The sequence below is a fragment of the Caldalkalibacillus salinus genome (assembly GCF_016745835.1).
Classification (GTDB): domain Bacteria; phylum Bacillota; class Bacilli; order Caldalkalibacillales; family JCM-10596; genus Caldalkalibacillus_A; species Caldalkalibacillus_A salinus.
In genome coordinates this window covers 313,219-326,999 of the sequence record NZ_JAERVL010000001.1, presented here as the reverse complement: position 1 = coordinate 326,999, position 13,781 = coordinate 313,219, and the positions used below count along the sequence as shown (strand labels likewise).

General features: G+C 42.7%; 16 protein-coding genes. All 16 read right to left on the bottom strand.

What is annotated here, in order from left to right; all coding sequences use genetic code 11:
* Positions 1–9: 9 nt before the first annotated feature.
* The 16 genes from JKM87_RS01565 to JKM87_RS01490 all read right to left on the bottom strand — a co-directional run bounded on the left by JKM87_RS01565 (position 10) and on the right by JKM87_RS01490 (position 13,725).
* Positions 10–816: a phosphatidate cytidylyltransferase gene (locus tag JKM87_RS01565; RefSeq protein ID WP_202077152.1), complete on the bottom strand. Its 807-nt coding sequence runs from the start codon at positions 814–816 to the stop codon at positions 10–12.
* Between the two features lie 47 nt (positions 817–863).
* Positions 864–1,622, bottom strand: a complete 759-nt coding sequence (locus JKM87_RS01560) for an isoprenyl transferase (protein WP_202077150.1) — start codon at positions 1,620–1,622, stop codon at positions 864–866.
* Between the two features lie 89 nt (positions 1,623–1,711).
* Positions 1,712–2,269: a ribosome recycling factor gene (frr, locus tag JKM87_RS01555; protein ID WP_202077148.1), complete on the bottom strand. Its 558-nt coding sequence runs from the start codon at positions 2,267–2,269 to the stop codon at positions 1,712–1,714.
* Entirely contained in the window at positions 2,269–2,994 is a 726-nt protein-coding gene (pyrH, locus tag JKM87_RS01550) for a UMP kinase (protein WP_202077146.1), read from the bottom strand. Before pyrH ends, frr begins: the two co-directional genes overlap by 1 nt.
* Positions 2,995–3,101: 107 nt before the next feature.
* Positions 3,102–3,995 carry a translation elongation factor Ts gene (gene tsf / locus JKM87_RS01545; RefSeq protein ID WP_202077144.1) on the bottom strand — a complete coding sequence of 298 codons (894 nt, stop codon included), beginning with the start codon at positions 3,993–3,995 and terminating at the stop codon, positions 3,102–3,104.
* Between the two features lie 115 nt (positions 3,996–4,110).
* Positions 4,111–4,830, bottom strand: a complete 720-nt coding sequence (gene rpsB, locus JKM87_RS01540; RefSeq protein ID WP_202077142.1) for a 30S ribosomal protein S2 — start codon at positions 4,828–4,830, stop codon at positions 4,111–4,113.
* Between the two features lie 375 nt (positions 4,831–5,205).
* The gene (locus JKM87_RS01535; protein ID WP_202077139.1) at positions 5,206–5,808 is read right to left on the bottom strand and encodes a DUF6115 domain-containing protein; all 603 of its coding nucleotides are present in this window, start codon (positions 5,806–5,808) and stop codon (positions 5,206–5,208) included.
* A gap of 15 nt (positions 5,809–5,823) precedes the next feature.
* A complete protein-coding gene (locus JKM87_RS01530) occupies positions 5,824–6,135 on the bottom strand; it encodes a hypothetical protein (RefSeq protein WP_202077137.1) in 312 nt (103 codons plus the stop codon).
* A gap of 44 nt (positions 6,136–6,179) precedes the next feature.
* Complete coding sequence (locus tag JKM87_RS01525) at positions 6,180–7,601, bottom strand: DUF342 domain-containing protein (RefSeq protein WP_202077135.1); 1,422 nt, start codon at positions 7,599–7,601, stop codon at positions 6,180–6,182.
* Between the two features lie 45 nt (positions 7,602–7,646).
* Complete coding sequence (locus JKM87_RS01520) at positions 7,647–8,435, bottom strand: FliA/WhiG family RNA polymerase sigma factor (RefSeq protein WP_202077132.1); 789 nt, start codon at positions 8,433–8,435, stop codon at positions 7,647–7,649.
* A gap of 13 nt (positions 8,436–8,448) precedes the next feature.
* A complete protein-coding gene (locus JKM87_RS01515) occupies positions 8,449–8,835 on the bottom strand; it encodes a hypothetical protein (RefSeq protein WP_202077130.1) in 387 nt (128 codons plus the stop codon).
* Position 8,836: 1 nt separating this feature from the next.
* A complete protein-coding gene (locus tag JKM87_RS01510) occupies positions 8,837–9,316 on the bottom strand; it encodes a chemotaxis protein CheD (protein WP_202077128.1) in 480 nt (159 codons plus the stop codon).
* Positions 9,309–9,944: a chemotaxis protein CheC gene (locus tag JKM87_RS01505; protein ID WP_202077126.1), complete on the bottom strand. Its 636-nt coding sequence runs from the start codon at positions 9,942–9,944 to the stop codon at positions 9,309–9,311. The genes JKM87_RS01510 and JKM87_RS01505 overlap by 8 nt, the downstream gene beginning before the upstream one ends.
* A gap of 2 nt (positions 9,945–9,946) precedes the next feature.
* Complete coding sequence (locus JKM87_RS01500; protein WP_202077124.1) at positions 9,947–10,423, bottom strand: chemotaxis protein CheW; 477 nt, start codon at positions 10,421–10,423, stop codon at positions 9,947–9,949.
* A 22-nt stretch (positions 10,424–10,445) separates the two neighbouring features.
* Positions 10,446–12,638, bottom strand: a complete 2,193-nt coding sequence (locus tag JKM87_RS01495; protein WP_202077122.1) for a chemotaxis protein CheA — start codon at positions 12,636–12,638, stop codon at positions 10,446–10,448.
* A gap of 13 nt (positions 12,639–12,651) precedes the next feature.
* Positions 12,652–13,725, bottom strand: coding sequence for a protein-glutamate methylesterase/protein-glutamine glutaminase (locus JKM87_RS01490; RefSeq protein ID WP_236838493.1), 1,074 nt, complete (start codon positions 13,723–13,725; stop codon positions 12,652–12,654).
* Positions 13,726–13,781 lie beyond the last annotated feature (56 nt).

The following is a 13,781-nucleotide window of genomic DNA, read 5'->3' as shown; positions in this document are numbered from 1 at the left end:
TGCGCTCCTCTATATAAGTTGTAACAAATATAATATAGGAAATACGAACAATAAACTGTCAAATCGATCGAGAACACCACCATGCCCAGGGAGTAGCGTCCCTGAATCCTTAACACTATAGTGCCTTTTTATGGCCGATTGGACCAGATCTCCAACCTGTCCAACGGTGGATATAATAAGTGTGTATAATACAAGTTCATTGTATTGAAAGACGTTGGGTTGAAGCGAGTGAAAAATTGTTGCAGTTATCAAAGCAACTAAAATCGCCCCCGCCGACCCTTCAATCGTTTTGTTTGGACTAATCTCAGGCCAAAGTTTATGTTTACCATACTTCTTACCGACGAAGTAAGCCCCCGAGTCTGTGCTCCAAATCACAATCAATATGTATAATATAAAAGCAAAAGCATAATCTCCGTATGTTAGACGTGTATGTAAAAAGAAAAAGAATCCAAACCCAATATATATTAAGCCTAATATAACGACTCCAGCGTGCTCTATCGTAAACTTATTCTTACTGAAGACAACATACGTGAAAAGAACAACCACAATGAATATCATCACATGCTGATGGTATGTACCTGCCTCGACTAAAGTAGAGATGTTTGGTATGACGCTAGGCAAAAAGAACAAACTGGTGAGGAAGAATCCAATCACTGTGATAAAACGATCATTTTCTATGTTTGCCATTTTTGCGTACTCGTTCCAACCGAGTAGAGCTAACAACGTGACAAGGACGGAAAATATCATACCTCCGTACCACAAAACACCTAAAAATAACGCCCCACCTATGATTCCTGTCACAATTCTCGTTTTCAATGAACAACATCCTCCTCAGGTCCAAACCAGTTCCTCGTTCTGCCTTGTTAAACAGAGCCGTATCTTCTGACGCGCCGCTGGTATTCAAGTATTGCTTTAAGGAAATGATCTCGTGAAAATTCAGGCCAATAAACATCTGAAAAATACAACTCTGTGTAAGCGAGTTGCCAGAGCATAAAATTACTCAAACGGATCTCCTTCGTCCGAATAAGCAAGTCAGGATCAGTCAATCCGTTGGTTAGCAAATGTGTCTGCACCAGGGATTCGTCAATATCTTTAACTTCTAGCTCACCTGTTTTCACTTTTGTGGCAATATCCTTTACGGATTGTACAATTTCTGCTCGGCTACCATAATTTAATGCAAAATTTAAGATAAGTCCGGTATTTTCCTGCGTTTTTTCACGAGCAATTTTAAGCGCTTCTAATGTGTGTTTAGGCAAGCCTTCCTCTGTACCAATTAACCTGATTTGTACGTTTTTTTCTATTAGTTCCTCTAATTCTAGATTGATATAATCCTGTGGTAATTTCATGAGATAGTCCACTTCATCTTTGGGACGCTTCCAGTTTTCAGTTGAGAAAGCGTAGAGCGTTAAAACTTTGACTCCTAGTTCATCAGCTGCTCTTGTGACCTCTCGCACCGATTTCATCCCTTCTCTATGACCAGCCACACGAGGTAAACCTCGTTGCTTGGCCCACCTGCCGTTACCATCCATAATAATAGCAACGTGTTGAGGGATATTTTCGAGGGGAATGTGCCCATCTTCTTTGGTTTGCCTATTCATAAGATTAGAGATTTTCTGTAACATAGTCTACTCCTCCAGTGAGTATCAGCTCCGTCGTGTCACTGATGCGAATAAAATCACCCCCAATTCGAGGGTGATTTAACTCACCTACTTTACACTTCCATGATTTCTTGTTCTTTACTTTGTATAATGTTGTCTACTTCTACGATTTTTTCATCCGTTGTTTTCTGAACATTGTCTTGATGACGACGTGATTCATCCTCAGAGATCGTACCCTCTTTTTCAATCTTTTTAATTTCGTCATTGGCGTCACGTCTCACGTTACGAATCGCCACCTTGGACTCTTCTCCGTATTTCCTCACAGTTTTAACCAACTCCGCACGTCTTTCTTCCGTTAATGCTGGAATGGCGATACGAATGAGGTTGCCGTCGTTCGTTGGGGTTAAACCTAAATCTGACTTTAGAATCGCCTTTTCTATTTCTCCTAGCACAGATTTATCCCAAGGTTGGATGGTCAGTAGCCTTGCCTCTGGTGCACTCACGTTTGCCAGTTGGTTTAATGGCGTTGGCGCCCCATAGTACTCCACCGTTACTTTATCTAAGAGTGACGGTGTTGCTCGACCGGCTCTTAATGTCCCTAGGTCCTTTTTTAACTGTGTAATGGATTTACTCATTCTTTCCTTGGCATCTTGTATCACTTCATTTGGCATTATTGATTCCCCCTCACAATCGTTCCTATGTCGTCACCTGAAACGGCGCGTTTAATATTTCCTTCTTCCATAATTGAGAATACGATAAGCGGTATGTCATTATCCATACATAATGATGAGGCGGTCGAATCCATGACGGCTAATCCTTCCTTCAAGACGTCTAAAAAGGACAGTTGATCGTACTTTCTCGCGCTTGGATCTACACTTGGATCTGCAGAGTATACGCCATCAACGTTGTTCTTAGCCATCAAGATGACCTCTGCTTCTATTTCAGCGGCTCTTAAAGCTGCAGTGGTATCCGTAGAGAAATAAGGGTTTCCTGTGCCACCAGCAAATATAATAACACGCTTCTTCTCCAAATGTCTTATGGCTCTTCTTCTTATATACGGCTCAGCCACCTGGCGCATTTCGATTGATGTTTGGACTCGCGTTGGTACTCCTTCGGTCTCAAGTGCATCTTGCAATGCTAATCCGTTCATGACGGTGGCTAGCATGCCCATATAATCGGCTGTGGCACGATCCATGCCTTTTGCGCTACCAGCCATACCTCTCCAAATGTTGCCGCCGCCAACAACCACAGCGACTTCTACGTCCAATTCTACAACTTCTTGAATTTGTTTGGCAATGGATTGGATAACACTCGGGTCGATCCCGTAACCCATATTACCTGCTAAGGCTTCCCCGCTGAGCTTTAACACAACCCTGTTGTATCTTCCTTGAGCCATAGAGCATCCTCCAATCTAATAAATTCTACATCATAGTTTGTTTTCCTGCTACGGTTCCTCTCTTAAAAATAGGGAACACTGTGTGTTCCCTATGGGTTCAGCCCTTATTAAGATTTCTTTACTTGTGACATCACTTCGTCAGCAAAGTTTTCTTCTTTCTTCTCAATTCCTTCACCCAATTGGTAACGGTGGAAAGAGTCTAACGTGACATCTTTACCTTCTTTTTCTAGTAGTTGGGTTACAGTCATATCTGGGTCCTTGACGAAAGGTTGCTCAAGTAGACATACTTCTGAATAGAACTTCTTCATACGCCCTTCAACCATTTTTTCTACGATATTATCCGGCTTGCCTTCGTTTTTCGCTTGTTGAGTTAAGACTTCTTTCTCCTGTTCAATCACGTCTTGGGAGACTTGATCACGAGAAATAAAGCGCGGGTTAATAGCCGCAATATGCATTGCGATATCCTTCGCTAAGTTTTCGTTGGTGCTGTTCTTAATGATAGATAACACACTGATGCTTCCACCCATGTGAACGTATGCGCCGAAAACATCCGCATCAGTTTTTTCGAAGACTTCAAAACGTCTGAAGTTCATGTTTTCACCGATCTTTGCAATAAGCGCTGTCAACGCCTCAGAGATCGTTTCCTCTGAGCCTTCAAGTTTTTGTTCTAACGCTTCTTCTACCGTAGAAGGTTTTGTTTTCAGAATGGATTTAGCACTATTTTTGATAAATTGTTGAAAGTCTTCGTTCTTAGCAACGAAGTCTGTTTCACAGTTGACTTCTAATAATACGGCACGGTTACCGTCAACTTCAACGGAAGTTAATCCTTCAGCAGCCACACGGTCTGCTTTTTTTGCCGCTTTAGATAGCCCTTTTTCACGTAGAAAATCAACGGCTTTTTCAATGTCACCGTCTGTCTCTTGTAGTGCTTTCTTACAGTCCATCATTCCAGCACCTGTTTTTTCGCGTAATTCTTTGACCATGCTAGCAGTAATTGCCATCGTATTTCCTCCTTATGTATGTGTAATTTTTACAGAGTAGATGTTGCGTGTCATATACGCTTATTACAGAGAAAAAAAAGGGGTCTAAGGGCAATCCCCTAGACCACCCTCGATATTATGCCGTTGTTTCTTCTTGTTGCTGTGGCTGTTCCCCGCCTTGTGTTCCTTCTAGTACAGCGTCTGCCATTTTACCTGTCAGTAATTTCACAGCACGGATCGCATCGTCGTTACCAGGAATCACATAGTCTACTTCATCAGGGTCACAGTTCGTATCTACGATCGCAACGATTGGAAGTCCAAGTTTACGAGCTTCAGCAATTGCGATACGCTCTTTACGAGGGTCTACGACGAATAGCGCATCTGGCAATCCCTTCATCTCTTTAATACCGCCTAGGAATTTCTCTAGACGTTCTTTTTCCTTACGAAGAAGAATAACTTCTTTCTTAGGAAGGACTTCAAACGTTCCGTCTGTTTCCATTTGTTCTAACTTGTGTAGGCGCTCGATACGAGCACGGATTGTTTTGAAGTTCGTTAGCGTACCACCTAACCAACGTTGGTTGATGAAGTGCATACCACAACGTGTCGCTTCGTCTCTAACGGATTCCTGTGCTTGTTTTTTCGTACCAACAAATAGGATGTTTCCTCCGTTAGAAGCAAGCTCTTTTACAAACTTGTACGCTTCTTCTACCTTCTTAACTGTTTTTTGTAGGTCAATAATGTAAATACCGTTTCTTTCTGTGAAGATATAACGGTCCATTTTTGGGTTCCAACGACGTGTTTGGTGACCGAAGTGGACCCCTGCTTCAAGCAATTGTTTCATTGAGATAACTGCCATAGTGTTGTTTTCCTCCTTTGGTTTTGTTCCTCCGCTAGTATCATCTTCGGAGCTAACTCATGATCATATAGCCACAAGCACCATACTCCAAATTAACTAGCGTGTGTATTAACACCATTTGATAATATACCATATTCAAAAGGATTAAGCAACTGAGGGTCATGATTTTATAGCCTATATCTTTTACATTCTTCATACTGGGAAAGGGTTATGCGAACGATATGGTTTTTTCAAACCTTATCACTATTACTATCATGGAATAAAGCGTACGTGTTTATACGATCAGGGTACTTACAATAAAATCAATATCAAATCAGGGGTTGGCCCGCAAAAAGACAAGTAGCAACATTCGAGTCTGAGGATCTCCGAATGCTGCTACTTGTCTTTCACTTTATCATTCTCTTTTCGTTCGATAAGTGTAATCAGTAGTTGAGTTTCTCCCTTCCCTATTTTAAGTTTTTTCGCGATTTCATCCACACTGTATCCTGCGCCATGTAGACTCAGCACTTTTTCGTGATTCTCGTGTAGATTTGCATGAACATCTTCTGATTGCGGGGATTTTTCCTCGCTCGCCTCTTTACTACTTTTTTTCTCTAGCTTTGTTGCTTCGGTCTGGTTAATCGTATCCTGAGAGGCTTGTGCCTCTTGCCACAACTCATTGATCTTTTCTAACCGTTGTTCTAACACTTCCTTTTGTTCTTGCAATTGCTGAACATGATCTTGGAACATCTGCTGTTGGGCATCGGCGTCTTTAAGCCGTTTCGCTTCTAGATCCTGAATATGCTTAACAAGTTTTTGATATAATGCTTCATTGTCTTGTTCAACCTGATCTATAAATGAGGCTATGCTGTCGTGAATCGTTTCAACGTCTTGTTCTATCGTTGGTGTACGTTCAAATGAACGGCGTTGAAACAACAGAACGACGGCATAAATGGTCGCAATGTGGAGGATCAGGCTAATGATCATTATGATATACAAATGGGTTTCACCTCATTACAAAGAGATATCGATACGCTTCCCCTTATAAGGGTGAGTAGGTTCGGGGGGTATCTCATTCTTTGGTTTGTATTGATGTTGCTTGTGTGAAGGATAGTGTTGTTTGGCATGATGGTCGTGACCAAGCATTTCTTTTGTTTTTTTATCAACTTTAGAACTTTTAATTCTCTCTCGTTCATGCTTTAATTTTTGTTCTTCTGTCGCTTGGTAGTGCTGAACGGTATGTCTTTGATTCAATTGGTCTTGTTTCATACCTGCATCCTGGGTACGTGGAATCGCTACTTGTAACTCTAAGGATCTTAACCCCATGTGTCCTCACCTACTTGAACAGTATTCCCTTTGCCTTTTCCCTATCATTGCAAGGGATGAGTGACAATTTCATTACGCTCTAATGTAAATAAGACGTATTTGGCCGGTTCTTTTAGGAATTTCACATACTTTCCGAATACAAGTTTAGATCCTGGGTAAATGTAACCACTGACTTCTATCGTTGCTGTTTTTAATTCGTTTCTTTTTTGAGCGAGCTCAGAGTATTGCATATCAACCATTCGTCGCTTTTTTTCTATCTCAAGCTTGGCATTCGTCAATTTATAACGTAGGGTTTTTTTTTCGCTTGGTAAGCCCCGTTCACGCTTTTGTGTTTGGTCAATGACACGTATCGCTTTGTCTGTTTTCTCCAACTCATCGTTAAGGGATCGTCGTTCTGCCTCTAACATTTGCTGTTGTATAGAAATAGAGGGATCTATGCCTACCTCCACACGAGTCGCCGTATTCATGTTGTTGCCAATCGTGCGACAAGCAAACCTATACCCTGCACGTAAGTCCCCGCCGATCACGAGTCCTTTGGTACCATCACACTGTATGTCCTGGCCTGCCCTTACAGTTGAGTGCATGATCGTTTGAGACACGTATACACTCCCTTGGGCATGAATGTCTCCATTGACTACAAACTTCGTCACAACGTCTTTACCCGCTTTGATATAGCCCTGATGTTGAGCTGTCACACCTGAACTAATATAAACATTGCCCTCTGCCTCAAGTTCTGCTCCTTCGACGCTCCCTGTTACACGGATGTCTCCCTTGGCTTTGACACTGAATCCGCTGGGAACGTTACCGTGAATGACCACATTGCCAATGAAGTCAATGTTCCCGATAGAAAGATCAAGATCATGTGGCACCTCGTAGACTGGATAGACGTTTAAGCGGTCAGTGATACAAACTTGTCCATCTATGACAGCATAGACACTGTCAGTGGAAGGGTCAAGGACGACATGACGCCCTAGCTTGATAGGGACCTCTCTCCCATCCATCGCCTCAATTGTTTCCTCTGTCACGCTTTTACCTGCTATCCCTTCAGTGGGTGGACACTTTCGGGCTAACACCTGACCTTTTTGGACGTTGGGGATTTCTGTCACTGTAAAAAAGTCAACCCGACCATCCGCCTGTTCCTTTAATCGTGTTTGGTTTTTTTTGTGATATACATAATTTAGTTTAGTGTTTTCCCCATGAACAGGGGGTTTCCCTCTGGCCACTAGAATTCTCTGATCTTTACAGTCCTTAGGGGAACGCACCAGTGTGTCTATTTGCTTGTCCAAGATACCGTAGCGAACGCCCTGTTTTTGTAGGTAAGTTATGAGGGCTTCTTTTGTATAGTAAAGTTCATTCTCACGTCGATAAGCTCGCTCTGTCACAGTTAAATAAGCGTAAAGTTTATCAGTTGAGAGTGTCAGTTGTAAACCTTCCAGCTCTTGGTCATGCGTTTTTGTTGTCTGCATCTAACCACCTACATCTCTAAAATCTAAAAAACGTCACTGTCACTATTATACTAACTTCATAAGCTCTTGTTCTTGATGTAGCGCATTTTTTAGACGTAAAATTGCTTTTGAATGTAATTGTGAAATCCTAGAGGTAGAAAGCTCTAACACTTCGGCGATCTCGGTTAGGTTTAATTCCTCATAATAAAAAAGAGAAACAACGAGCTTTTCTTTTTCTGGTAGCTTGTTAATACCGGTTGCTAATGTGTCCTTGAGATACTGTTTATGAATATACTCCTCCGGTTTATCTGCATGTTCATTTTCTATCATATTAAATCTACCCGTTTGGTGATCTTCTTCATCATAGATCGGTTCGTCAATAGACATCAGAGAAGAGATCGTCGTGTCCTGTAGCACACGATTGATTTCCTCTTCATCCATCCCTAAAAATGCACTGACTTCTTTGTCTGTGACGGCTCGAAGTGTTTCCTGCTCAAGTTTGGCATACGCTTCCTCAATCTTACGTGCTTTGTCACGGACAGAACGGGGGAGCCAGTCCGTTTTCCTCAGTCCGTCTATAATGGCTCCTTTTATTCTCCAACTCGCATACGTCTCAAATTTAAGACCTCGTTCAGTATCAAACTTATCAAAGGCGTCTAAGAGGCCATGGCTTCCAAAGCTGATAAGGTCGTCTCTTTGAACAGAATGCGGTAATCCAATGGCCATACGATTAACCACGTATTCTACAAGTGTGAAATATTGGGAGACGAGATAGTTACCTGCCTCTTGGTCCTTGTTTTCTTTCCATTTTGTCCAATAATCTGAGGTTGGACCTTCAAGCTTTACATCGTCCAATCGCCTTCACCACCTATTCCTTCCGATTTTGAGCCAAATCAGGTTGTAACGGCTGGAAATCTTCTTCTTCCGGTGTTTGTAGGTCTATATGTTCCCCTCTTTTGGGCGCGTTTGTTTCTTCGCTTTGTAAACTCTTTGATGTGTCTTTTTTCGCCTTGCCATCACCTTGATGTTGAGCCGTTATCGTCTGCCTCCCTTGTGGTTGATTCGACGGTTGCCAGAACGTTTGATTTAAAACCTTTAGCGTGACACCCAAGATGATAAAACTGACAACCCAAACGATGAATGAGCGAAGTAGAGCTACGAAAAGTGTATTAGATGCGTAAGATAAAAAGAAACTCATTAAAAACAGGACAAAACCTGCCCAATAACTCCATAAGAGGATATATATGGTCTTCATTTTATACTTCCTTTACCTCTTGATTCACGATTCGAATGGTAAGTATGCCAGTCTCTGAATCCAGCTCTATCGTCCGACCGCATCTGCCCCCCGTGTCTTCTGCTACGATCGGGATATTTAACTTGTTAAGCAATGCTTTACATGCCTCTACGTTTCTTGCTCCGATTCTCATTTGCTCTGAAGTCGTTTTAAACATTTCAGCACCACCAGCTAACTTGGCTTCAATACGCCTCACCTTGACCCCTTGTTGTACCATTTTTTCAATTAAGGAAGGGATAGCGGTGTTAGCAAATTTGCCCTTGCTTTCCTCTTCTCTTGCTATTAAAGAGCTAGGTAGCATCACGTGTGCTAAGCCACACACTCTAATTTCGGGGTCATATAATGTCACCCCAACACAGGAACCCAGCCCTGATGTCCTGATTTTCTGCGGGGCTACAGCGATATCGAAATCAGCAATACCGACTTTCACCAAGTCACCCATGATCAGAGACCCCTAGTGACTTGAACAGGATAGAGAGGGCGGATGGTTCTGGTATCATGACAAATTGGCCTGAAACGACGTTGTCCTGCTGCGCTTCAATATCTAAAAATTCTGTGTCAATGATAAGGGCATAGTCTCCTGCTTTTCCTACATCTGTTAGTCCATAGCCAAGTATGGCACCCGCCATGTCAATGGCGAGCGCAGGTACTGACTGTGAGAGATGAAGATTGGTTAGATCGGATAAGGAGGAAAGGTAGGACCCGCTTAGTATGTTACCAACCTCCTGGAGAGCGGACACTTCCATGTCTTCTAAATCCGCTCTCTCAGTGGTATTTCTACCTATGATGGTTTGACTCAAGCTTTTGGCTGTTTCTTCTTGCATGAAAAAGAATAGATTTCCCGGTACATCTCCTTCCATTTTAAGAAAGACGGCGACCACAATTCTCTCTGGTCCACCTAAATATTCAATCACATCATTAAATGAAAGAATGTGAACATGGGGTACATTCATATCTATACTTTTTTTGACGAGCTTAGACAAAGCAGTGGCTGCATTTCCTGAACCGATATTGCCTATCTCCCTCAGGACATCTAATTGTTGCTCTTTAAAACGGTCCATTGACGTCATGGTTAGGCCTCAATCTGCTTAACGAGTTCTACCTCTTCGGGAGATAACACGCGATCGAGGTTAAGTAGAATAAGTAGTCGTTTACCAACTTTGGCTACACCTCTAAGGTAGTCTGCCTCGATTCCACCAATTACTTCTGGTGGTGGCTCGACGGCACTGGCGGGCACGTCGATGACATCATGAGCAGCGTCTACGATTAAGCCAACCTCAATGTCGTCTACAGTAACGATGATGATTCGCGTGCTTTCGAGTTCTTCTTCTTCTCCTAATTCAAATCTCGTACGCAAATTGATAACAGGCGTCACGACCCCGCGTAAATTAATGACACCTCTCACAAAGTCTGGTGTGTTAGGGACAATAGTAATATGCTGCATGCGTTCAATAGATTTAATCTGCCCTACTTCTACCCCATATTCCTCATCTTTCAACCGGAAGACAATCACTTTCGTATCTTCTACTTGCAATTGCTGTTCTGCCATGATATTCACTCCTTTTTATTAATCATTTGACTAAGGCATTCGTATCAATAATGAGTGCCACTTGACCGTCTCCTAAGATGGTGGCTCCTGAGATTGCAAATATTTCAGTCAAATAGTTCCCCAAAGATTTCAGGACTACTTCTTGTTGACCGATAAAAGAATCGACAACCAGACCGGCCATTTCATCCCCTTTTTTGACAATGACGACGGAAACTGCATCATCACGTACACCATCATTGCCTAGGCCGAACACTTCTCGCAAAAAGACTAAAGGGATCACTTTTCCACGATAATCGATCACCTTTCCTGAATGGGCAGACATCACATCCGCTTTGGGGATGACGGCCGTTTCCTCAATCGTGTTGAGCGGAATAGCATATTTTTCTGTGGACACCTTGACTAACATCGACGTAATGATTGATAACGTTAGCGGTAGTTGGATTGAGAATGTGGTACCGGCTCCAGGTATAGAATTAACGGTGACAATGCCACTTAGAGATTCAATTTTATTTTTGACGACGTCTAATCCTACGCCACGTCCAGATATGTCGGAGACTTCCTCTGCTGTACTAAATCCTGAGGCAAACAAGAGTTGATACACCTCTTGATCTGTCATTTCAAGACCTTGTTCCTCTGTGACGATGCCACGATCAATCGCACGTTCTAATATCTTTTCACGGTGGATTCCTCTCCCGTCGTCACTGATTTCAATAAAGACATTGTTCCCACTGTGGAAGGCTCTTAATTTAATGAGGCCTGTCTCTTCTTTATCTGACTCTACCCTCTCTTCAGGGGTTTCTAGACCGTGGTCTAATGCATTACGCAACAAGTGAACGATTGGATCGCCAATTTCATCAATGACAGTGCGGTCTAGTTCTGTATCAGCACCAGCGATATTGAGCTCTACTTTTTTATCTAAGTCTTTTGCGAGCCCTCTGACCATACGTGGAAATCTATTAAACACTTGTTCTATAGGGACCATTCTCATATTGAGAATAATGTCTTGTAGATCTCCACTGATACGGCCCATATGTTCAACCGTATCTAGTAACTCTTGGTTCTCGATTTCACTCGCCAATTGTTCTAGACGGCCACGGTCAATGATGAGCTCACTGAATAAATTCATCAGCACATCTAAGCGATCGATGCTCACCCGGATTGTACGGTTTGAAGCACGAGTAGATTTGGTTTGTGTTTCCGTTTTAGACACGGCATCAGAGAATGGTTCAGGTACAGCCGGTGCCGGTGTCGCGGCAGTAGATTGACTCTTTTCTTCTGTTTCATCGGTCGGTGGCGTACCTGCAGTGGCCTCAGCACTTGCTGCTGTTTGTTTTTGAGCTTCTTGTTGCTGTTCTTTGGCGCTAGCTTGTGGCTGGCTGGATGTACTCTCTGTAGGTTCTGTTGATGCATCTACCACGACCGATTGTTCTACTCCTGTTAATTTCTGAAGGAGTTCTGGTGTGAGTGCTTGAACCTCTACATCCACGATTTCTGCAACGTTCATTACTTTCTTTTGTACTTCTTCTCCAGACAGTTTTGAGACTAATAGCACCTCGAATGATGAATCGAATAATTCTTGTTCGATGTCCTCAACCGAAGGGATAGCTTTGATAACTTCACCGCCGCCCTCTTCAAGGACAGTAAACACCATGTAAGCTCTCGCGGATTTAAGTAAACAATCGGACCTGATTTGCACTTCCACGGCGTAGACTTGATAGCCTGACTCTATCGATTGTTGGACAATGGTTAATTCTATGTCATTGATATCAAATGGGAGGTCACTTGCACTCGTCGCTTTACCTGTCCCTTGGCTTGATGATGATGGACTAGTCCCCCCACCAACGGCTACTTCAGACAGTTCGCTAACGATATCTGTTACGTCTAATTTACCATCCCCGCCATCTATAATGGAGTGAACCATACTCTCTAGTGAGTCGACACTCTTAAAGATGACATCTATCATGTTGGTGTCGACTTGCAGTTCATCATTACGAATTTTGTCGAGTACGTTCTCCATTTCATGCGTTAAGGTAGCAAGGTCTTCGAATCCCATCGTAGCGGCCATACCTTTTAGTGTATGTGCGGAACGAAAGATCTCGTTAACGATTGCTAAATCATCGGGCCTTTTTTCAAATTCTAGTAAGTTATCGTTAATGGCTTGCAGATGCTCCCTTGCTTCATCAATAAACATATCTAGATATTGATTCATGTCCATCTTTGGACACCTCCTAGCTATTTATGAGTCTATTTAAGGCATCGTGAATCTCTTGTAATGGTCTTACTTCATCGGCCAAATCCGCCTCAACAACTGCTCTCGGCATCCCGTAGACCACACATGATGATTCGTGTTCGGCAATAGCGTAAGCTTTTTTCTCAGCCTTTAATTTTCTAAGTCCTTCTGTACCGTCTTTCCCCATCCCTGTCAGTACGACAGCAATCAGGTCACATCCTTCTACATTCATTGCCGACTCAAACATGACATCAACAGAAGGACGATGGCCTCCCCTTGGTGCACCTTCTTCCAAATGTAGGAATATGCCATATTGATCTTGGCATAATTCGAGATGGTAACCTCCAGGTGCAACGTAAACATGTCCTGGTTCTAACGATTGCCCCTCTTTTGCATGTGAGACAATATGATCCGTCTGTGTATTTAGGCGATTGGCTAACGATAAGGTGAAAGCAGGTGGCATATGCTGAACAATGCATACGGCTGTATGTTCTAACTGAGGTAGACGAAGCAGCAATTGATTAAGTGCTTTGGGTCCACCAGTCGATGATCCCATGAGTATAACTTCTTTGGGCACTTTCTTAACGGCTGGTGCTGTTCGTCTGACTCTCTTTTTACTTTCTGTGTGGTCATACTTATTTACATCTGCAACCGTTGAATCCCCAGTATGATAAGCTTGAGCAGCTGTTTTTACTTTGTCGATCAGCTCATCTCTTATCGCATCAAAAAGCGAGAAATTAATGCCATCTGGCTTTGCAACAAAATCAAATGCGCCTTTTTCCAGCGCGATAATGGTATTATCCGCCCCCACTTGCGTCAGTTTACTCAGCATAATAACAGGGACTTTTGAGATTTGCTTGATTTTAGATAACGTTTCTAACCCGTCAAGCACGGGCATGACGATGTCGAGCGTAATGACATCCGGTTGATACGCTTGAAATTTATCTAAACAGTCTTCTCCGTTTCTAGACGTCGTAACGACTTCTATGTCTGGATCGGAGTTAAGTAGGTCACTAATGAGTTTTCGCATAAAAGCGGAATCATCAACGACCATCACTTTTATCGTTGTCATGATTCGCATCCTTTCATGGTATATATTCATGCTGTCATAATCTAGTGGACGTATAG